This window comes from Methylobacterium sp. HJ2, assembly GCF_056431005.1.
This window is the reverse complement of record NZ_JBWJYM010000004.1, coordinates 410,752-429,647: the sequence shown is the minus strand read 5'-3', so window position 1 is coordinate 429,647 and position 18,896 is coordinate 410,752. Positions and strand designations below refer to the sequence as shown.

At 66.8% G+C, this 18,896-nt stretch carries 20 protein-coding genes and 1 pseudogene; 12 read left to right on the top strand and 9 right to left on the bottom strand.

Features of this window, described 5'->3' with window-relative positions; translation table 11 throughout:
* The first annotated feature begins 34 nt into the window (after nt 1-34).
* From ACS5RC_RS13215 to ACS5RC_RS13200, 4 genes are all read left to right on the top strand, one after another.
* Entirely contained in the window at nt 35-799 is a 765-nt protein-coding gene (locus tag ACS5RC_RS13215; protein ID WP_478344316.1) for an NAD kinase, read from the top strand.
* Nucleotides 800-946: 147 nt separating this feature from the next.
* On the top strand, nt 947-2,218 hold the full coding sequence (locus ACS5RC_RS13210; RefSeq protein ID WP_478344315.1) for a glycosyltransferase family 4 protein: 1,272 nt from the start codon (nt 947-949) through the stop codon (nt 2,216-2,218).
* Between the two features lie 211 nt (nt 2,219-2,429).
* Entirely contained in the window at nt 2,430-2,993 is a 564-nt protein-coding gene (locus ACS5RC_RS13205; protein WP_478344314.1) for a sigma-70 family RNA polymerase sigma factor, read from the top strand.
* Nucleotides 2,990-3,715, top strand: coding sequence for an anti-sigma factor (locus ACS5RC_RS13200; RefSeq protein WP_478344313.1), 726 nt, complete (start codon nt 2,990-2,992; stop codon nt 3,713-3,715). Before ACS5RC_RS13205 ends, ACS5RC_RS13200 begins: the two co-directional genes overlap by 4 nt.
* 537 nt (nt 3,716-4,252) lie before the next feature.
* Here ACS5RC_RS13200 and ACS5RC_RS13195 read toward each other — a convergent pair.
* A complete protein-coding gene (locus ACS5RC_RS13195; RefSeq protein ID WP_478344312.1) occupies nt 4,253-4,807 on the bottom strand; it encodes a fasciclin domain-containing protein in 555 nt (184 codons plus the stop codon).
* 433 nt (nt 4,808-5,240) lie between these two features.
* Here ACS5RC_RS13195 and ACS5RC_RS13190 point away from each other — a divergent pair, with 433 nt between their 5' ends.
* Nucleotides 5,241-6,260, top strand: a complete 1,020-nt coding sequence (locus ACS5RC_RS13190; protein ID WP_478344311.1) for a DMT family transporter — start codon at nt 5,241-5,243, stop codon at nt 6,258-6,260.
* 16 nt (nt 6,261-6,276) lie between these two features.
* Here the strand turns inward: ACS5RC_RS13190 and ACS5RC_RS13185 are convergent.
* The 4 genes and pseudogenes from ACS5RC_RS13185 to ACS5RC_RS13170 all read right to left on the bottom strand — a co-directional run.
* Nucleotides 6,277-6,603 (bottom strand): annotated as a pseudogene (locus tag ACS5RC_RS13185) (IS110 family transposase); the annotation flags it as partial.
* Between the two features lie 122 nt (nt 6,604-6,725).
* A complete protein-coding gene (locus ACS5RC_RS13180; protein WP_478344310.1) occupies nt 6,726-7,862 on the bottom strand; it encodes a beta-ketoacyl-ACP synthase in 1,137 nt (378 codons plus the stop codon).
* A complete protein-coding gene (locus ACS5RC_RS13175; RefSeq protein ID WP_478344309.1) occupies nt 7,859-8,329 on the bottom strand; it encodes a 3-hydroxyacyl-ACP dehydratase FabZ family protein in 471 nt (156 codons plus the stop codon). The genes ACS5RC_RS13180 and ACS5RC_RS13175 overlap by 4 nt, the downstream gene beginning before the upstream one ends.
* A 34-nt stretch (nt 8,330-8,363) precedes the next feature.
* Nucleotides 8,364-8,672, bottom strand: a complete 309-nt coding sequence (locus tag ACS5RC_RS13170) for an acyl carrier protein (protein WP_066918869.1) — start codon at nt 8,670-8,672, stop codon at nt 8,364-8,366.
* A 269-nt stretch (nt 8,673-8,941) separates the two neighbouring features.
* Here ACS5RC_RS13170 and ACS5RC_RS13165 point away from each other — a divergent pair, with 269 nt between their 5' ends.
* Nucleotides 8,942-10,057 (top strand): AI-2E family transporter, encoded by a 1,116-nt coding sequence (locus tag ACS5RC_RS13165; RefSeq protein ID WP_478344308.1) that lies wholly within the window; start codon nt 8,942-8,944, stop codon nt 10,055-10,057.
* A 141-nt stretch (nt 10,058-10,198) separates the two neighbouring features.
* Here the strand turns inward: ACS5RC_RS13165 and ACS5RC_RS13160 are convergent, their stop codons facing one another.
* Nucleotides 10,199-10,843: a L,D-transpeptidase gene (locus ACS5RC_RS13160; protein ID WP_478344363.1), complete on the bottom strand. Its 645-nt coding sequence runs from the start codon at nt 10,841-10,843 to the stop codon at nt 10,199-10,201.
* A 144-nt stretch (nt 10,844-10,987) separates the two neighbouring features.
* On the opposite strand from ACS5RC_RS13160, the gene ACS5RC_RS13155 reads away from it, so the two are divergent.
* Nucleotides 10,988-11,446, top strand: coding sequence for a VOC family protein (locus ACS5RC_RS13155; protein WP_478344307.1), 459 nt, complete (start codon nt 10,988-10,990; stop codon nt 11,444-11,446).
* Nucleotides 11,447-11,482: 36 nt separating this feature from the next.
* Here ACS5RC_RS13155 and ACS5RC_RS13150 read toward each other — a convergent pair whose 3' ends face one another.
* Nucleotides 11,483-11,926 (bottom strand): Crp/Fnr family transcriptional regulator, encoded by a 444-nt coding sequence (locus ACS5RC_RS13150; protein ID WP_478344306.1) that lies wholly within the window; start codon nt 11,924-11,926, stop codon nt 11,483-11,485.
* A gap of 178 nt (nt 11,927-12,104) precedes the next feature.
* Between ACS5RC_RS13150 and ACS5RC_RS13145 the strand changes: the two genes are divergently transcribed.
* Both ACS5RC_RS13145 and ACS5RC_RS13140 read left to right on the top strand, forming a co-directional pair.
* Nucleotides 12,105-12,929 carry a thioredoxin domain-containing protein gene (locus ACS5RC_RS13145; protein ID WP_478344305.1) on the top strand — a complete coding sequence of 275 codons (825 nt, stop codon included), beginning with the start codon at nt 12,105-12,107 and terminating at the stop codon, nt 12,927-12,929.
* 411 nt (nt 12,930-13,340) lie between these two features.
* Complete coding sequence (locus ACS5RC_RS13140; RefSeq protein WP_147027425.1) at nt 13,341-13,535, top strand: con-10 family general stress protein; 195 nt, start codon at nt 13,341-13,343, stop codon at nt 13,533-13,535.
* Between the two features lie 1,006 nt (nt 13,536-14,541).
* Here the strand turns inward: ACS5RC_RS13140 and ACS5RC_RS13135 are convergent.
* Nucleotides 14,542-15,345, bottom strand: a complete 804-nt coding sequence (locus ACS5RC_RS13135) for a response regulator (protein ID WP_478344304.1) — start codon at nt 15,343-15,345, stop codon at nt 14,542-14,544.
* 126 nt (nt 15,346-15,471) lie between these two features.
* On the opposite strand from ACS5RC_RS13135, the gene ACS5RC_RS13130 reads away from it, so the two are divergent.
* Nucleotides 15,472-15,828: a NepR family anti-sigma factor gene (locus ACS5RC_RS13130; protein WP_478344303.1), complete on the top strand. Its 357-nt coding sequence runs from the start codon at nt 15,472-15,474 to the stop codon at nt 15,826-15,828.
* A 21-nt stretch (nt 15,829-15,849) separates the two neighbouring features.
* Here the strand turns inward: ACS5RC_RS13130 and ACS5RC_RS13125 are convergent, their stop codons facing one another.
* Nucleotides 15,850-16,026 carry a DUF1328 domain-containing protein gene (locus ACS5RC_RS13125; protein ID WP_003599466.1) on the bottom strand — a complete coding sequence of 59 codons (177 nt, stop codon included), beginning with the start codon at nt 16,024-16,026 and terminating at the stop codon, nt 15,850-15,852.
* 869 nt (nt 16,027-16,895) lie between these two features.
* On the opposite strand from ACS5RC_RS13125, the gene ACS5RC_RS13120 reads away from it, so the two are divergent.
* Nucleotides 16,896-17,888 (top strand): DUF2865 domain-containing protein, encoded by a 993-nt coding sequence (locus tag ACS5RC_RS13120; protein WP_478344302.1) that lies wholly within the window; start codon nt 16,896-16,898, stop codon nt 17,886-17,888.
* Between the two features lie 78 nt (nt 17,889-17,966).
* Complete coding sequence (locus tag ACS5RC_RS13115; protein ID WP_478344301.1) at nt 17,967-18,896, top strand: MBL fold metallo-hydrolase; 930 nt, start codon at nt 17,967-17,969, stop codon at nt 18,894-18,896.

Here is an 18,896-nt window from a genome sequence, read left to right as displayed (position 1 = left end):
GCCGGACGTCGCGAGCAGGGCGGATCCGACGCGCATGCGCTTCAAGACGATCGCCTTCATCGCGAGCCCGACACCGGATGCGCGCGAGGCCGCCGCAGCGCTGATGCGCCGCTACGACCACGTCGCGCCCGAGGAGGCGGACGTCGTGGTGGCGCTCGGCGGCGACGGCCTGATGCTGCAGGTGCTGCACCGCTTCATGGACGCCTCCAAGCCGATCTACGGCATGAACCGCGGCACCGTCGGCTTCATGATGAACGAGTACCGCCGGGAGGGCCTGCTGGAGCGCCTGGAGGCGGCCCATCGCAGCGTGATCCACCCGCTGCTGATGGAGGCGCAGGATACCGAGGGGCGCAGCCACACGGCGCGGGCGATCAACGAGGTCTACCTGCTGCGCCAGACCCACCAGACCGCCAAGCTGAAGATCGCCGTCGACGGGCATGTCCGCCTGGAGGAGCTGATCGCCGACGGCGTGCTCTGCGCCACCGCGGCGGGCTCCACCGCCTACAACCTCTCGGTCGGCGGCCCGATCCTGCCGCTCAACGCCCAGCTCCTGGCGCTGACCCCGATCTCGGCCTTCCGCCCGCGGCGCTGGCGCGGGGCCCTGCTGCCCGACCACGCCCGCATCCGCGTCGAGGTGCTCGACGCCGCCCACCGCCCCGTGGCGGCGGTGGCCGACCACACCGAGTTCCGCCGGGTCTGCACCGTGGAGACCTGGCTCGATCAGGCGACGAACCTCGTCCTCCTGCACGATCCCGGGCACAGCCTCGACGAGCGGATCCTGCGCGAGCAGTTCGGCTGAGCCGCCGGCACGGCGTCGCCCGGCCCGCAAGCGGGCGTTAACCGTCAATCTTTGCGGAGTCTTGAGCGGCCGGCCCCACTCTCGGCCGACGCCCTCGCGGGGGCGGGACTCGGCCCGCTCGCGCGGGCGCAGCGCGGATCCGGTCCCATGCAGGTCGTCCTCGTCGCCGATCACGCCTTCATCAACGGCGGACAGGCCAAGGTCGTGGTCGAGAGCGCGCTGGGCCTCGCCGGGCGGGGCCACGCCGTCACGGTCTTCGCCGCGGTCGGCCCGGCCGATCCGCGCCTGGAGGCGGCGGGCGTCCGGGTGGTGCTCACCGGGCAGACCGATGTCGGCCGCGCCCGCTCGCTCGCCCGCTTCGGCGTGCAGTGGCTCTGGAACCGGCCCGCGGCCGCGGCCCTCGGCGCGCTCCTCGCCACCCTCGATCCGCGCGAGAGCGTGGTGCATGTCCACGGCTGGGCCAAGGCGCTGTCGCCCTCGATCGGGCCGGTGCTGCGCGGCTGCGGCCTGCCGGTGGTGTTCACCATGCACGAGTACTATCTCGCCTGCCCGAACGGCGGCTTCTACGATTATCCGGTCGCCGCGCCCTGCACCCGCGTCCCGGGCTCGCTCGCCTGCATCGGCCACAATTGCGATTCCCGCAGCTACGCCCGCAAGCTGATGCGGGTCGGCCGGCACTGGCTGATGCAGGAGACCGGGCTGCCCGAGAGCCCGTCGGCGATCATCACCATCAGCCGGCTGCAGCGCGAGGCCATCGCCCCCTACCTGCCGCGCGACGCCCGCTACGCCGACGTGGCGAACCCGATCGACGCCGAGCCGCTCGGCCGCAAGACGCAGGCGCCCGGCGACTTCGTCTTCGTCGGCCGGATCTCGCCCGAGAAGGGCCCCGGGATCTTCGCCGAGGCCGCGCGGCGCGCGGGCGTGCGGGCGGTCTTCGTCGGCGACGGGCCCCAGGCCGCGGCGCTCGGCGCGCAGTATCCCGAGGCGGAGTTCCTCGGCTGGAAGGATCCGGCCGCGGTCAAGCGGGCGCTCCGGGCCGCCCGCGCCCTGGTCTTCCCCTCGGTCTGGTACGAGGGCCAGCCCCTCACGGTGCTCGAGGCGCTGGCGCAGGGAACGCCGGTGATCGTCAGCGACGTCTGCGCCGGCCGCGAGGCGGTGCGCCACGGCGTCAACGGGCTGTGGTTCCGCTCGGCCGATCCCGATGCCCTGGCCCAAGCGCTGCGCGACCTCGCCGACGACGCCACGGCGCGCGCCATGGCGGATGCGGCCTACGACCTGTTCTGGGCCGATCCCCTGACCCTGGCGCGCCATCTCGACGGGCTCGAGGCGGTGTATGACGGCGTGCGGGCACCCGCCGGGAGCCGCGCGCCCGCGGCCGGCCGGGCGGCGCGCGCGGTGGAGAGCGCCGCCTCACGCTGAGGCGGGCATACCCGGCCGGCGCATCCGGGCCCATATGCGGGGCGGCCGCAAGGGTCGCAGGGTCCGCAAGGGTCGCAGGGTCCGCAAGGGTCGCAGGGTCCGCAAGGGTCGCAGGGTCCGCAAGGGTCGCAGGGTCCGCAAGGGCGCGCCACGCGGGCCGTCAACGAGGAGCGGCGACGCCACGGGCGGCCGTCAGGGGGGAGAATCGGACGTGGGGGGCATCGCAGCCGAGGGCGAGGGCCAGGATCTCGCCCGCCTGATCGCGGCCGTGGCCGCGGGCGATCAGGCGGCCCTGCGCCGGCTCTACGAGCGCACGGCGCCGAAACTTCTCGGCATCCTGCTGCGTATGCTCAAGGATCGGGCGGCGGCCGAGGACGCGCTCCAGGACGTGTTCGTGCGGATCTGGCAGCGGGCCGGCAGCTACGACCCGCGGGCGGGCCGCCCGCTGGCCTGGCTCGTCGCGGTCGCGCGCTACCGCGCCATCGACACCTTGCGGCAGGAACGGGCACGACGGATGAGCGCGGGCGAGGACGAGGACTGGCAGGAGCGCCTGGTCGACGCCCATGACGGCGAGACCGATCTCGCGCGGCGCGACGCCCTCGCCCATTGCCTCGACGGGATCGAGCCGCTCCAGCGCGATTGCCTCGTCCTCGCCTATTGCGAGGGCTATTCCCGGGAGGAGCTGGCCGCGCGAGTCGGCCGCCCGGTCAACACCGTGAAGACCTGGCTGCGCCGCGGCCTCGCCAGCCTGCGCGGCTGCCTGGAGGCCGCATGAGCGCGCAGACGCCCTGGTCCGAGGATCCCGACGGCGCGGCGGGCGAGTACGTGCTCGGCACCCTGCCGACGCCGGAGCGCGCCGCCTTCGCCCACGCCCTCGCCGACGATCCGGGCCTCCGCGCCGCGGTGGCGGCCTGGGAGGCGCGCCTCGCCCCGCTCGCGGGCGGCGCCGCGGTCGCGCCCGATCCGCGCATTTGGGCAGCGATCAGCGCCCGGCTCGACGGGGCCTCCGCCGCGCCGGCCGATCCCGGCGCCCGCATCGTGCGGTTGGAGCGCGGCCTGCGGCGCTGGCAGTTCGCCGCCGGCACTGCGGCGGCCATGGCCGCTGGCCTCGCGCTGTGGATCGCGATCGCTCCGCGCCTGCCCGTGCCTGCTCTGGAGCGCGCGCCCCAGTACGTCGCCGTGGTCGATCGCGGCGGGGCGCTGCCCGCCCTGCTGGTGCGGGTGGATCTCGGTGCGCGGACCGTGCAGGTGCGCAGCCTGGCGGCCGAGACGCCTGCCGGACATAGCCTGGAGCTCTGGTACGTCGCCGCCGGGGCCGCTCCCCGCTCCCTCGGTCTCGTCGCCGATGGGGACGGTCGCCTGCCCATCCCGGCGGCCCTGCGCGGCGGGGATGCGGAGGGAGCGAGCCTCGCGGTCTCCGTCGAGCCGCCGGGCGGCTCGCCGACCGGGGCGCCGACCGGGCCGGTGGTCTATTCGGGCCGGCTCGTGCGGGATTGAGATCGAGGCCGGTCGCGTGGGCCGGTCGGATCACGGATCCGTATGCCGTCCGCGCGGATCCCCTCGCCCTGCGTCGGGGCGCGCGGGATCCGCACGTCGTCCTCTCACGCTCGGGTCCGTCCTGCCGAGGCGCGAGATCTTCCCTCCCCCTCCGCGGGGGAGGGTGCCTGCGGAGCAGGCGGGGTCGGGACGAAGTCCCGCAGAGAGGGGAGCGCCGGTGCAGGACGGCGCTCCGCATCGACGCTGCGCTCTCACCGGAAGCCGGGTTCCCCTCTCCCGCCTCACACCGCTCGGCACCCTCCCCCGCAGAGGGGGGAGGGAAGAACCGGCGCCTCAGTCGGTCATGCCCGAGCACGGGACGATCCGTGAATCCGCCAGCCCGCGCAGCGGAGCGGGAAGCGCGCGGGTTTCATCCGAAATGCGTGACCCTCCTAGCCGCGGAGGTGGGAGGGACGATCCCGAGTCTGGGCGCGATGGACCACCTGTCGATCCGCCTGTCGAATGCCGGGCCCTGCAAGCGAGGGCCCGGCAGCCGGATCAGGGCATCATCACGCCGTTGATGACGTGGATCACGCCGTTCGACTGCATCACGTTGGCGATCGTGACGCGGGCGACGTTGCCCTTGGTGTCGACCAGGGTCAGGCCCTTGCCGCCGCGGGCCATCTCGACGGTGAGGGGCTCGCCCTGCACGGTCTTGAGCTCGGCCTTGCCGCCGCCCTGCCGGACCATCGCCATCAGCTCCTTGGCCGTCAGCGCGCCCGGGACCACGTGGTAGGTCAGGATCGCGGTGAGCTGAGCCTTGTTCTGCGGCTGCACCAGGGTCTCGACGGTGCCCGGCGGCAGCTTGCCGAAGGCGGCGTTGGTCGGCGCGAACACCGTGAACGGGCCCGGGCCCGACAGGGTGTCGACGAGGCCCGCGGCCTTCACGGCGGCGACCAGCGTGGTGTGGTCCTTCGAGTTGACCGCGTTCTCGACGATGGTCTTGCTGGCATACATCGGCGCGCCGCCGACCATCGGGTTCTTGGCGAGCGCGGGGGCGGCCGAGAGCAGGGCCGCGCCGAGGACGAGATTGCGGAGAAGGGATCGGGTCATGGGTCTGAGTCCTGTGAAAGCGTCCTGTCGCGGACGTCACGGGGCTCTACGGACGGGCCGGGCCGAAAAGTTTCAGCGCGGATCGCGAAAAATGCCGGGTTCTGTGATCGGGCCTGCGCTGCCACTGGGTGCCACGTCACCGTGTTTGTCAGAGACTCCGCACAGGGTTGTGGCTGTGTGAAAACGCAGAGGCTGTGGAAGGACCTCCCCTCGCAAACCCCGGGGCATCGCCTTTATGCCGCCCTGGCGGTCTCTCGGTCGTCGTCCGGGGGACTCGACTGACCATAGCGCAGACCATGGTGATGCAAATTCCGCGTGCGCCAAAGATTTCATGCAACTTTGGGGGGAAGAGACGGAAATTTGAGAGCAAGAAACGGGACGCGCGCCGTCCAGGCGGAGGCGTAAGACGGATCGAACCAGGAAGAGATCTGTCATGACGCTCGCCGTGAACCGCACGATGTCCGCGCTTGAATGGGCGATGCTGCTCAGCCTGTCCGTATTATGGGGTGGATCGTTCTTCTTCACGGGCGTGGCGCTCTCAGCCCTGCCGCCCGTCACCCTCGTCGTCCTGCGCGTGGGGCTCGCCGCGTTGATCCTGAACGCCGTCGTGCCCCTGCTGGGTCTCAGGATGCCACGCGAGGCTCGGGCCTGGGCTGCCTTCTTCGGCATGGGCCTCCTCAACAATGCGGTTCCGTTCTGCCTCATCGTGTGGGGGCAGACCCACATAGCCTCGGGGCTCGCCGCCATCCTGAACGCGACCACACCGCTCTTCACCGTCGCCGCCGCTCACGTGCTCACCTCGGACGAGAGGATGACCGGCAACCGTCTCGTTGGGCTGCTCATCGGCCTCGCCGGTGTCGCCGTGATGGTTGGGCCTGTGGTGCTCGCGGGCCTTGGAGCCGACCTCCTGGCCCAGATCGCTGTCCTCTGCGCGGCCATGTCCTACGCGTTTGCGGGCCTGTTCGGACGGCGGTTCCGGCGAATGGGCGTTCCGCCTCTCGCGACAGCGGCCGGGCAGGTGACGGCGTCCACGCTCATGCTTTTGCCCATCGCCCTCGTCGTGGATCGGCCCTGGATTCTGCCGGTGCCGGGTGCGTCGGTGTGGGGTGCAGTCCTGGGCATCGCGGCTTTGTCTACGGCGCTCGCCTACGTCCTGTACTTCCGCATCCTGGCGACCGCTGGCGCAACCAACCTCACTCTCGTCACCTTCCTGATTCCGGTATCGGCCATTCTGCTCGGCGCACTGGTGTTGGGCGAGCATCTCGATGGGCGGCATTACCTCGGGATGGTCCTCATCGGGTGTGGTCTCGCGGCCATTGACGGTCGCCTCTTGCGGCGGATCCAAGCCCCGAGAGCCGACACCTCTGAGGTCTACCAGGGACGAGACATCCAGCAGGCTGCCGAAAAGGCGCGAGCGGTAGAACGATCCTCTCCAAGTCGATCGGATGCGTGAGACGGTTGCCTCGGGAGCCGCTGCGTCGCACCGGAGCGAGGCCGCACGCATCGTCAAGCTCGGTCTTACGACTCATCGCGACCACCGCGTCGCGTGCATGGCAGGCGGCCATGCACGCGACGTCGGGAAGGCCGAATTAGAGCATCGCTTCGGAGAGGCGGCCCGCCAGCATCCCGGTCTTCAGTCCGACGCGGGCGAGCGGCGGGCCGAGGCCGCAAGGCCAGGTCGCCAGGGCCTCCGGCTCGCTCGCGATCCTGGCCTCGCGGAGGATTTTGCCATCCTCATCGACGACCCACACCGAGGTCTCGGTCAGGGAGACGTCGAGACCGGCATGGGTGCGCATGACCCTGCTTCCGGATGATCGGTCGCGGGCCGATCCAGGCAGACCGGATGGCATTTCGGGCAGCTTGCCACGATCCGCGACGGGGAAGGCTGGCGACGGCCCGATTCCCCGATCTGCGCGGATCAGGCCGCCTGCACCCGGATCACGCCCTCGCCGCGGCGATGCCCGATCGCCGTCACCGCGACCTCGCCGAGGCCGCGCTCGGAGACGAGGGCCGCCGCGAGCGCGGCGCCGAACGGGGCGGTGACCTCGAGCCCGTGGCCGATCAGGTCGCCCAGCGCCCGCACCGGCACGTCCGGCGCCAGGGCGGCGAGCGCCTCCGCCTCCGCCGCCGTCGCCGGCGCGGTGCCGGTGGCCCCCGACAGGACGAGATCCGGCCGTGCCGGGCCGGCCTGCGCCCAGAGCGCGGCGAGGCTCGCGCCCGGATCGACCGCGGCGCGGCGGGTGAGGTCGCTCGCCACCGGGGCGAGCCGGGCGAGGGCCCGCGCGCCGCGGGCGCGCGCACCCTCGGCGCTCTCGAGCATCAGGAAGGCGGCGCAGCTGCCCAGGATGAAGCCCGGCGCGGCCTCGCGGTCGAAGACCGGGGCGTAATCGCCGTGGCGCAGGTAGCCGCCCATCTCGTGGATCACGAGCACGTCCGGCCGCTCGGCGTTGTAGGAGCCGCCGACGAGCACGGCGTCGATCTGCCCGGAGGCGACCCGGGCCGCGCCGATGCGCAGGGCGTCCACCCCGGCCGATTCCTCGCCCATGAAGGTGCGCGAGGCGCCCGTCACCCCGTGCACGATGGCGATGTTGCCCGCGAGCAGGTTCGAGAGCTGGGCCAGGAACAGGGTCGGGCGCAGGTCGTTCTGCAGGTGCTCGTTGAGGTAGGCCCCCGCATCCCCCGCCTCGCGCAGGCCGGTGAGGATGGCGCCGTCGACCGCGTAGTCGCGCTCGCCCCCGCCCGCCGCCACCACGAGGTGGAGCGCCTGCTTGAAGGCCGCGTCGTCCTTGACCCCGGCCGAATCGAGGGCGAGGCCCGCCGCGTAGACGCCGAGGCGCTGCCACGCCTCCATCTGGCGCTGGTCGGACTTCTTGGGGATCTGGCCGTCCCAGGCGATCGCGGGCGCCGGGTGGACCGGGTAGGGCGCGAAGCGCTCCGTGTCGGTCGGGGGCGCGCCTCCGGCATCCAGGGCGGCGAGGTGGGCGGCGACGCCCTCCCCCGCGCAGGAGACGAGCCCGAGCCCGGTGACGACGACGTCGCGGGTCGCGCCGCTCACGGCCGGGCTCCGGTCAGCGCGGAGAGGCCGATCCGCTCGGCGCGCGCGCGCATCGGCGCGTCGAGGCCCTCGGGGAACGGCATGGTGCGGAAGCGCAGCTCCGCGTCGGCGAGCGCCTTGTCGCCGACCCGGATCGCCGCCTTGGTGACGGCGTAGCCCGAGCCGTCATGCACGAGCTCGGCCGTGACGGTGAGCTCGGCGCCGGGCCCCACGAAGGAGCGGAAGCGCGCCTTGTCGACCGCCATCAGGAACGGCATCAGCGCGAAGTCGAGATGGGCGAGGACGAGGTAGCCGGAGGCCTGCGCCATCGTCTCGGTCAGGAGCACGCCGGGCACCAGCGGGTAGCCGGGGAAATGGCCCTCGAAGACCGGGCTGGCGTCGGGCACCCGCGCGAGCGCCTCGATCCGGCCGGACGCGCGGTCGAGGAGCCGCACGGAATCGATCATCTCGAAATATTCGAGGCGCATGGCGGGCGGCCCGGCTCGGGGGTTCAGGCCCTGGTCAGGCCTTGGCGGCCTTCTCGGCCACCAGGGCGTCGATGCGGGCGCAGAGGTTCTTCAGCACGAAGTACTCCTCGGCCGGGACCTTGCCCTCGTTCACTTCCTGGGTCCAGCGCTCGAGCGGCAGCTTGATCCCGAAGGCCTTGTCGACCGCGAAGGCGATGTCGAGGAAGGCGAGGCTGTCGATGCCGAGATCGTCGATGGCGTGGCTCTCGGGCGTGATCTTCTCGCGCGGGATGTCGGCGGTCTCGGCTATGATGTCGGCCACGCGCTCGAAGGTGGCCGTGCTGCCGTTCTGGGGCTCAGACATGCGTTCTCGCCGACTCTCGTCAGTCCTGATCGGCCTGCGGGTGCGAATCGGCGCCGGGCCGGCACTGGTTCCGCGCAGCCTAGGTCGCGTCACGGGGGCCGCGCGCGCCGCCCCCTTCGGATGGGCGCGACCTCTACACGAGGGCCGGGGGGGCGGCAACCGTGTCGCTTTCGTGAACGGGAACGCGGGCGCGGGCGTTCGCTCCCCATACCGGGCCTGACCCGCGCGTCCTAGTTCCCTCTCGCACCGTGCGTACCGGAGTCGCCGCCATGGACATGCCCCTTCGCGAGAGCCCCGCCCGGGGCGTCGATGCCGGCCCCGCCGCGCCCCCCGAGAGCCCGCGTGCCCAGGGCGCCGCGCGCGTCGCCCTCGTCCTGGCGCTCGCCGCGCTCGGCCTCTGGATCCTGCACAACTTCCTGCCCGCCCTCGCCTGGGCGCTGGTTCTGGCGATCGCGCTCGGGCCGCTCTACGCCCGCGCCGAGCAGCGCCTGCCGCGCGACCGGCACAACATCGTCCTGCCGGCGCTCGCAACGCTCCTCGTGGCGCTGGTGTTTCTCGCACCCCTCATCGTGCTGGGAATCCAGGCGGCGCGCGAGGCGCACGAGGTGATCGCCTTCGTCCGCACCGCCGACCGCACCGGCATCCCGGCGCCCGAATTCCTGAACCACCTACCCTATGGGGGAGTCCAGGCCACTGGCTGGTGGAACGACACACTGGGGCATCCCGATGCCGGCAAGGATCTGTTGCGCCGATTCGACAACGGCCGGACGCTTGGGATCTCGCGCAATCTCGGGCGCGAGGTGGTTCATCGGTCTGTGCTGTTCGGGTTCAGTCTGCTCGCCTTGTTCTTCCTTTTTCGCGACCGGACAATTGTTAGGGCGCAGGCGCTCGCCGCCTGCAATCGTCTGTTTGGGCCGCGTGGCGAGCGGGTCGGACGTCAGATGGTCGCCTCAGTGCACGGCACGGTCGACGGCCTTGTGCTTGTCGGGCTAGGCGAGGGCTTGCTGCTCGGTCTCGTCTACCTCTTCGCCGGCGTACCGCACCCGGCCCTGCTCGGTGCTTTCACGGCGGTTGCAGCCATTATCCCGTTCGGCGCACCTGTGGCCTTTGGCCTAGCCGCGCTGCTCCTTCTCGGTCAGGCGTCAACAGTGCCAGCGATCATTGTCGTCGCCGCGGGCTTTGTAGTCACTTTCGTAGCCGACCATTTCGTCCGGCCGGTCTTGATCGGCGGCACGACCAAGCTGCCGTTTCTTTGGGTGCTGCTGGGCATCCTCGGCGGTGTCGAGACCTTCGGGCTGCTTGGCCTGTTCGTCGGCCCCGCCGTCATGGCGGCGCTGATCCTGCTGTGGCGGGATCTTACTGCGGGTGCTGATAAGATCGCTTGATCAGTACCTTATGGCCTCGGCGAGCTTGATCACCTCGATGGGCAGCTCAGTCCTGCGAGGCCGTTCGCGCGCTGCCGATGGTGTCGGAGAGGCCCGATGCAGCCCTCGATTCTTGCTGCTCAGGCCTCTTAGCGCTGGCCGTCAGACCCGGTACTTACCGTTGCGCTTTACCATCACTCGCGCCCCGACCGGCACGCGCTCGTAGAGATCGACAATGTCCTCGTTGAGCATGCGTACGCAGCCCGACGACATTTGTTCGCCGATGCTCCAGGGTTCGTTCGTGCCGTGTATCCGGAACAGGATGTCCCGATTACCCTGGTAGAGATAGAGCGCCCGGGCGCCGAGTGGATTGTCGAGGCCGCCCTTGCGGTTCCGAGGTAGGTCAGGGTTGAGCGACACCATGGTCGCCGTCGGGGTCCAATCTGGCCAGACACCCTTGCGCCCGATCCTAGCCTCGCCTTTCCAAGAAAAGCCGAGCTTTCCTACTCCGACGCCATACTGGATTGCGGTGCCGTCTTCCTGGACCAAAGCGAGTTGGCGCTTATCGATGTCCACCACGATAGTACCAGGACGCTCGGGACCAAAATAGCTCACCACTTGGCGACGAAATTTTGGGTCGAGACGACTTGTATCGACCAACGGCACGTCGTGAGGCTTGTCCGGCTGGATGCCGATGTACCAAGCTGCCTCGTTGTCCATCGCTGCAACTTGCACCGGGCTGCGCGGCTGGCATGCGGCAAGCGGGCCGATGGCGAGGGCGGCAAGCAGTATCCTGCGGGAGAGCATCGGCACCTCAAGCTTCCGTCACAAGCGGCCTGCCTAGCTCTTCCCCCGCTTGGCCGATGTAGCATTTTCGCCTCACGCCAACGTTGAAGCGCCCGGTGCACTCTTGCCCTAACTTGACCGCACGACCCACGCAGGAGGCTATCAATGCCCGAAACCGAAACCCTGCCGGAGAATGATCCGGCCCTGCCGCTCACTGAAATCCCGACCCGCGCAGCGGTCCATCTCGACCATTGCGTAATTCATGTCACCGACTGGGCGCGCTCCACGGCCTTCTACCGCGACGTGATAGGTGCCGAGGTTGTGGAACGTGGCAACGGGGTCGCCTTCCGCTTCGGCGGCGTACAACTGAATTGCCACGGACCCGGAATCGCGCCGGAACCTTTGGCCGAGAAACCGGTCATGCCCGGCAACAGCGATCTCTGCTTCCGCTGGTCCGGCACGATTGAGGAGGCGATGGCCCACCTTGCCAGCAACAGAATCATGGTTGAGCGCGGACCGGTGGAGCGGTATGGCGCCGCAGGTGCCGGGATCAGCATCTATTTCCGTGATCCTGATGGGTCGTTGATGGAGTTCATAATATACGAACAGGCAAGCGGCTTTTGATTTCCAATTAGATGGAACAGCATAACTTTCGAAAAGCTATGACATGCTTTGGGCAAGCGCTTGGTTGGTCTGTTCGAGGCGGAGGGCAAGCTCTCGCATTACCGCAATACTAATCTGCGGGAACTGCGCCAGCAATTCTAGGAAGACACCCCGGTCGATGCGCAAAGCAGTGGTCGGCGAATTCGCCGTCACCGTAGCCGAGCGCGGCTGGTCGGCAAGGATGCCCATCTCGCCAACCAAGGCATCTGGGCCGAGCAGTGCCAGCCGAATCGGACCTGACGGTCCGTCTATGCTCACCGCGGCCGAGCCGTCGAGGATCAGATAGGCGGCGTCGGCTGCATCTCCTCGGGTGAAAAAATGTTGGCCCGGCTCAAAATGCACGCGCTCGCTGGTGAAGGCGAGGAGCTTCAATCGTGCGGGCTCGACATCACGAAAGAGCGGCACCTGCCGCAGCGAAGAAACCTCAGTATCGAGCGTCATGGCGTCGCGGGGCTCGGCGTTCAAGGGCTGGGGGGCGGCAGCGAAGCGCTCTGGGTAAAGGATTACGGCTGTGATCCGAAGTGCGGTGCATCCATGCGGAAGGCTGCGGACTTGTCCAGTGTGGCACACGGACGATGCCGGGCGGCGATAAGCGTAGAGAGGTTCCAATGGGAATCGCGTGGACAGCATCCTGATGATACCGTGGACCGTCATGCGACGACATCTCTGGATGTGGCTGCTCGCAGGTTGCCTCGTTCTCCTCGCGATCGGTCCGGTCTTGGCCCGCCTGTCTCAGGCCGAAATTGCCCGTGTCGGCATTGCCCCACCCCCGGAGGCTCGGGCACCCCTCAACCTCATGTTCACCGACGTTGCTGCCGCAACTCCCTCCCATCTGACCCTTGAGGCAGTTGGGTCGGGGCGGCTAATCCTACTGCTTCCGGTTGACTACACATGCGCCAATGTGTGCGATCCGATGCTATCGCTCACTGCTGCTGCACTGGCATCGACAGGCCTCGACGCGGCTCGTGACTACGCCTTCGTGCTGGTCGGACTTGATCCGCGAGACGACGCGGTAGCCGCGCGCAGGATGTTAACGCAGGATCTGAACGACAGCGGGGTGCGACCTCGCGCCCTAATCGGATCGGCTGCCTCCATCGCTGCATTGACCAGTGCTCTTGGATATACCTTCGTCGAAGATACCGAGGCCGGCCGTATCGCCCACCCGGAAGCGGCCGTGCTGCTGACGGTGGATGGCCGGGTTGCCCGCATTCTCTCGCCACTGGCCCTCAATGGCCGCGATCTTAGACTCGCACTCTTGGAAGCTGGTAATGGCCAGATAGGAACTCTGAGCGACCGCCTTGTCTTGCTCTGCTACGGCTTCGATACGGTCAAAGGCATTTACACGCCCTTGATACTCCGCATTCTCAGTGCTGCTGCACTCGTAACGATAGTGATTATCGGCGTATTTCTGCTCTGGCTAAACTCTCTGTCCCGCCAAGCTTAAACGTGCGACTTTGGGATGGACTAGCGCTCCGTTGTTAGTCCTATAGCACCGTTTCCAGACGCTTGGCGTTTCCCGCTGGCATTAGGCTGAGGCGAATCGATTGGTTCAATCTCAACCGTGGCCATCGCGCCGCCCTCGGGCGCCGGCATCGCCGGAAGTTTTATACGGCTCTGTTCTAAGACCGTTGTTCCCTTGGCCGCCGCGCCCTTCACCATCTCGCGATTTGTCATATTCGAAATTTCTCCTTCGCACTGTGGTCAAGCTTGCTGTGAGGCCGCAACAATCGCCTGCCTGGCAATCAACGGGCGAGGGCAGGCACGGTTTCCGATAGACCCGGATCGGAGCGTCTCAGGAACCATCGGTTATTGGCGAAGGTTGTGTCAGTGTGAAGCGAAGCCTGAGGAGGGACTGATGGCATCAGGAAATTCGACCTCGAAGAGAGGTTTTGCGTCGATGGATCTCGAGCGCCAGCGGGAGATTGCGAGCAAGGGCGGTCGCAGCGTTCCCGCCGAGAAGCGCTCATTTTCACAGGATCGCGAGCTTGCTTCGTCTGCGGGGCGCAAGGGCGGGCAATCAACCGGTACAGGTCGCGGTGGGGCTGAATAGCACTCGCTCTAAGACCTGTGGAAAGGCTAACACCGACCTCATTGCTGCGGGGTCGGTGTTTTCGTTTGTAATAGCAATTTACCAACTGCCGTATCACGGTATGAAGAGTCGAGTTTATCGCGGTACGACGAACCGAGGCGAAGAGGGTCCCGTCTAAAAGACGGGACCCTCTTCGCCTCGGTTCGATCAGAGGGCCGTGCAGTTCACGAGATGCAGCGTCCAGGCTGCATGCGACGAGCTTCTGGGCCGACAAGTGAGCTGAGCACGGCCTCGCACCCTTCCCGCATCGTGCGACGCGGCTTTGGAATTGCCCGCTCCTCAGCTTGGCTCTGAGAGGCGCCGGCGCCTGGGTGGGTATACAGTCGTGGGACGCCAGCGACCCGCGTAGGTCGCACGACAATCGAAGCTGGCCGCATCCCAGGGAGAACAACCGGTGTCGGTGCAGTTGCGGGAGCAGAAAACATGATTGGGGTGGTCATCCGATCGGCGGTATCGCGCACCATTGGCTGCACTACCAGCGTTAGGATCGCGGCAGGTCCACTCATGCTCAGGATGAAACCAGACCGAAGCATCGCCGTGTCCTCCGATGGGAGCTTGACAGGATGATCGCTCAACGCGCCCGCGACCTACGAGTTCCTCGACTGCGGAATTGGCGCGGGATCAGTATCAGTCAGTCGGCAAGCCCTGATCAGTGTGCGGGCGTAACGTTATCCACAGACTGGATGTAACATAAATGACACATATCTTCAAAAAACATGCTTGGGAGGCGGAACTCCAGGCGCAATGGTTCGTTTTCCTTCAACCCGGCCACTTGGTCCTCCCCGCATTCCCCTTGTGCATCGGCCGGAACCTCGAAACCGGGCTGGAGTCTGCTCCGGCCCGTTTTTTTGTGCGCAGATCATTGGCACTGTAGTGTCAGGGCATGCAAAAAAGCCCCGGCGCAGGACCGGGGCTCAGTTGAATTAGTTTAGCGCTAATTCGCGGCAACAGCGATTTTAGTGGAGTGTTAGGCGGACTTGGTCTCTCTGCGGCGAGCTGTCTGCTGAAAGAATAGAGCTTGGCTAATCACCGCAGACACGTTTGCGGGCTGAAACGGCTTAGCGATAAGAAATGCCGGCTCCGGACGCTCGCCCGTGAGGAAACGCTCAGGGTAGGCGGTGATGAAAATCACCGGAACCTCGAAGGTCTTCAGCAGATCATTAACTGCGTCGAGGCCCGAAGAGCCGTCTGCAAGTTGGATGTCAGCCAATATCAGGCCCGGTCGCTTGCCCCCCCCTGCGATATTGATGGCCTCCGTCCGGGTGCGGGCAACCCCAATGACATTGTGGCCAAGACCTTCTACTAAAGCCTCTAGGTCCATGGCGATAAGAGGCTCGTCCTCGATAATCAGAATCTCAGTGGCCATGTCGGCAGCGAGTTCGCGGCCAGCCTCGTCCACGAGGTCTCGCACTTGTGTAACGTCAACATCAAGGATGATCGCTGCATCCTCCTCGGAAAATCCTTCGAGGCAAGACAGCAGGAAAGCCTGACGCGGCAGGGGTGTAATCTGCCCGAGGCGAACCTCTGCTGGCAAGTCGTGCTGCACCTGCTCGCGGCGTCCGTTAACCGATAGAGAGTTCCAGATGCGAGTGAAAACCCTAAACAAATCCGCTTTGACGTTGGTGCTGCGCCCGAGTGTTTCGGGCTCGTTGACTAGCGTTTCCAGGGTCGCAGCGACGTAGGCGTCTCCCGCCACTTGGCTGCCCGTCAGCGCGCGCGCGTATCGGCGCAGGTATGGCAGATGCTGCACAACGAGTTGCGATGTCGACATTATATCCCCTGTGCCTTGCCGTGTTCTTAAGCGTGCCCTCGGCCCCAACGCTGGCGATCCGGCTCCGTTCCGGCGCTGAAGCGGAACCGGACGGGAAGGTCAGCGTTGCTGAGGGAGCCATGAACCATGTCAGGCCGCAAGACAATGCGGCGGGTCCGCATCTCGGATCCAAGGGGACGCGAGTGCATGAACCAAGGCAGGATCGGTCGCGGACAAAGGGGCGGAGCAGCGCTTACGACCGACGAGTCCGTGCCGAGTAAAGCTCCTGAGAACCGGGCGCCAGACGCGAAGCAAGGCCGAAGAGCGGATTCGGACTTAGGTCTTGCAGATTTTACACGTACGCGAATCGGTGTTGGCCTGCGGACCCTGTACGATAAAATGGTCTGCCAACCCGTCCCCGATCGCTTCCTAGATTTGATTGCCCGCTTGGAGGTGGGCGGTTCAGTTCGCTCGGCGACTACAGACCCAGAGCCCGAGGCGTAAAGCCCCGGGCTCGCTTGATTGTCAGAGCGTAGGCGACCGGCCGCGCATCAAGCCGATAACGGCCGAGATAGCGAATAGCACGATGGCTACGAAGAAGACGAGCTTCGCAGCTTCCATTGCGGTCCCAGCAATACCGCCGAACCCGAGCAGCGCGGCCACGAGGGCCACGACGAGGAATGTTACGGCCCAACCCAGCATGGCTTTGTCCTCGATAAGTCTGATCGCGGTCCGTTCCGCGACTTTCTGATGCTTAAAACGCTAAGGTTCGAGACCGGTTCCCGCTCTAGAAACCAATGCTCGTCAGCGAACGCGAGGAGTCTCAACCCGGTCCACCGCGTCAGACCGTCCCGCTGCCGGTCCACGTTTCTCCCCTCGCATCTTGAGGCGGACGCAACCATATCGGATCCTATTGGGGGCGCCTTAGCGGAACGGAGACGGTCCGGCGGCGTTCGTCAGAACGACGAGTTGTATGAGAAATTCGCTCGAGAGATCTGCGATGAGACAGACATCTGCGCTTGCCGTGCGCCTTGTAGAGACTGTGGCCAAAGTTGTCGCTCGCACTGCGGAGCGCCTGCTAGGCTCCTTGGTGCCACAGCCGCAAGTTCGCCTCGTCCCTGCCCGGGTTCGTCGACAACGGGATGCAGGTCGTAGTTGAAAGATTGGCGCCGCATTCTGACCAATTCGGGAATTTGAAGGGCTGCCCCGCGGCGTAGCCCTTCGCCTGTCGACCGCGTGATTAATGACTTGTCCACTGTCCTGTAGCGGAACAGACCAACAGATTTAAGCGGGAGGTTCATCGACGATCGGATACTGGAAGTCTATGTTAGGAACAGTTGTGTCCCAAACGTGATCGCGCCCGGCATGTTTAAACGCGTGAAGCGATGCCGAGGAGCAGATATCCGTGGTCTGCTGCACTTGCCTGCTGCCGCTAACGAGTTCTATGAACGAACTCGGACCCTGCATGGTCTCTTTAGCCCAGATCCATCCTGTATTCGCAGATCGGTGCAGGAGTTGGTTCTTTCGGACTCGGATGGGTCGCATCGCGGCCGACATTGGGACGCGGCGGCATGTCAGTGACGGCTCAGATCTGGCAGAGGCTGACTTCGGGTACCGCACCGCGGCAGATGTTTGGAACCGCGTTGGCGGGCTTGGTCCTAGGTCTCGGCAGCGTAACCATCGGCTCCAGCCTCGTTCATGCTTCGGAACGTGGGGGGCTGCTGGGGTTCTTCGAGCAGATTTTTGGTGCAGCTTCGGAACCCGCGCCGGTACGGGCGCCGCCACGGCCCGTGCGCTACACCACCCTTCCGGATCCAGGCCGAGTCGGGACCCGACATCGTGTCGTGGAGAGGCCGCACTTGAGGCTGTCGCTCGCGAGCGCCCGCTTCCGTCGCGGCCACGCCACGAGCCATATCGCTATGACGGCTCCAACGGGTGCCTCTGTCGGCGACGGCACCCGAACGGTCTGCGTGCGGACCTGTGATGGTTACCTATTCCCCCTCGGAGGCCTGCGTAGCCGAGGTGATCTGCCAGTGCACGCCGCAGCCTGCGCCGCTGCTTGCCCAGGCGCGGCAACGGAGGTTTATACGCTCGCGCCCAGCGCTGGTGAACTCGATCAGGCGGTGAACCTGCACGGCCTTCCCTACAAGGGGTCCACCCTCGCCAACATTTACCGCCAGCGTCGGGTGGCCGAGTGCTCTTGCCAGCCGGCAGCAGGGGCCGTGGTTCTGCCCGTGAAACAGGATCTGACCCTGCAGCAGGGTGACGTGATTGCGACTCGGGGTTCGGCCCGTGTGGTCGCGCCAATGCGATCCGGTAACCTCGCCCTGATTGATTACCGCACTGCGCCAATCTCTCGCGGCTTCGGTCGCCAGATCGAAGGCCGCGTCGGCGCGCTGCAGCGCGAGCAGCGCATGCAGGCTTTTAGGCAGGCGCTGCGCGTGGCAGCACGTGAGAATTTAATCCGGATCGCTGGCGGTGGCCCCGGGCTGCTGCTGCCCGAGCGTTCTCCTAGCGGCTTTCGTCCGATCCGCATCGTGGAGGCCTCGCCATTTCGGCCCTAGTGGCTGCACTTGCCGACCAGATCCCGTTTGCGATGCGGCGCGAAATGGCTTGGGATGGCAGATCGAAGGGACCGGGCGATGGCAGATACGGACGTAGCGGAACGGCCGGTTTTCGACACCGTGATGCCGCCGGTCGGTCGCTTAGAGCGCATGACGCCTTTGGTTCGTCGTCGCGTGGCGGACAACGCTTCGCCCTTCACTGCCAGCGGCACTTGCACCTACGTAGTTGGCAATGGCGAAGTCGCGGTCATTGATCCGGGCCCCGAGGAGGCGAAACATGTCGAGGCGCTACTGGCCGACCTGTCAGGCGAGCGCATCATCGCGATCCTTGTCACCCACACCCACCGCGACCATTCTCCTGGAGCACGCTTGCTGCGAGCGCTCTGTGGTGCGCCGATCGTTGGCTGTAGTCCGCATCGAGCGGCGCGAGCCCTCAGCGCGGGCGAGTGGCCCGCTCTCGACGCCAGCGCCGACAAGGCACACCAGCCGGATCGGGAACTCGCTGAGGGCGGTACGGTCTCTGGGCCGACCTGGACGCTAGAGGCCGTGGAGACCCCGGGCCACACCATGAATCATCTGGCCTTCGCACTGCCAGAGGAGAATGCTTTGTTCTCGGGCGACCATGTGATGGCTTGGTCAACAAGTATCGTCGCGCCTCCCGACGGGTCGATGCGGGCCTATATGGCCTCACTCGAGCGGCTGCGGGCCCGGACTGAGTCTGTGTACTGGCCGGGGCACGGTGGGCCAGTGCGCGATCCGCGACGCTTCGTCCGAGCCCTAGGCCATCATCGCCGCCAACGTGAAGCTGCAATACGCGCTCGGGTGACAGCAGGCGACAGCAGGATCGCGGATATCGTCGCGGCAATCTACCAGGGGCTCGACCCGCACCTGACCGGGGCTGCCATGCTTTCGGTCCTAGCCCACATCGAAGATCTAGTTGAACGCGGCCTCGTCGTGAGTGAGGGTCCGCCGCGCCTCGACGCGCGCTACCGGCTTGGCGCGGCGTGA

Bases quoted from the DNA above. Each gene is read 5' to 3' on its own strand.
- ACS5RC_RS13215 (WP_478344316.1), top strand. From the start codon at position 35: ATGCGCTTCAAGACGATCGCCTTCATCGCGAGCCCGACACCGGATGCG.
- ACS5RC_RS13210 (WP_478344315.1), top strand. From the start codon at position 947: ATGCAGGTCGTCCTCGTCGCCGATCACGCCTTCATCAACGGCGGACAG.
- ACS5RC_RS13200 (WP_478344313.1), top strand. From the start codon at position 2,990: ATGAGCGCGCAGACGCCCTGGTCCGAGGATCCCGACGGCGCGGCGGGC.
- ACS5RC_RS13195 (WP_478344312.1), bottom strand. From the start codon at position 4,807: ATGACCCGATCCCTTCTCCGCAATCTCGTCCTCGGCGCGGCCCTGCTC.
- ACS5RC_RS13190 (WP_478344311.1), top strand. From the start codon at position 5,241: ATGACGCTCGCCGTGAACCGCACGATGTCCGCGCTTGAATGGGCGATG.
- ACS5RC_RS13175 (WP_478344309.1), bottom strand. From the start codon at position 8,329: ATGCGCCTCGAATATTTCGAGATGATCGATTCCGTGCGGCTCCTCGAC.
- ACS5RC_RS13170 (WP_066918869.1), bottom strand. From the start codon at position 8,672: ATGTCTGAGCCCCAGAACGGCAGCACGGCCACCTTCGAGCGCGTGGCC.
- ACS5RC_RS13165 (WP_478344308.1), top strand. From the start codon at position 8,942: ATGGACATGCCCCTTCGCGAGAGCCCCGCCCGGGGCGTCGATGCCGGC.
- ACS5RC_RS13160 (WP_478344363.1), bottom strand. From the start codon at position 10,843: ATGCTCTCCCGCAGGATACTGCTTGCCGCCCTCGCCATCGGCCCGCTT.
- ACS5RC_RS13155 (WP_478344307.1), top strand. From the start codon at position 10,988: ATGCCCGAAACCGAAACCCTGCCGGAGAATGATCCGGCCCTGCCGCTC.
- ACS5RC_RS13150 (WP_478344306.1), bottom strand. From the start codon at position 11,926: ATGACGCTCGATACTGAGGTTTCTTCGCTGCGGCAGGTGCCGCTCTTT.
- ACS5RC_RS13140 (WP_147027425.1), top strand. From the start codon at position 13,341: ATGGCATCAGGAAATTCGACCTCGAAGAGAGGTTTTGCGTCGATGGAT.
- ACS5RC_RS13135 (WP_478344304.1), bottom strand. From the start codon at position 15,345: ATGTCGACATCGCAACTCGTTGTGCAGCATCTGCCATACCTGCGCCGA.
- ACS5RC_RS13130 (WP_478344303.1), top strand. From the start codon at position 15,472: ATGTCAGGCCGCAAGACAATGCGGCGGGTCCGCATCTCGGATCCAAGG.
- ACS5RC_RS13125 (WP_003599466.1), bottom strand. From the start codon at position 16,026: ATGCTGGGTTGGGCCGTAACATTCCTCGTCGTGGCCCTCGTGGCCGCG.
- ACS5RC_RS13120 (WP_478344302.1), top strand. From the start codon at position 16,896: ATGTCAGTGACGGCTCAGATCTGGCAGAGGCTGACTTCGGGTACCGCA.
- ACS5RC_RS13115 (WP_478344301.1), top strand. From the start codon at position 17,967: ATGGCAGATACGGACGTAGCGGAACGGCCGGTTTTCGACACCGTGATG.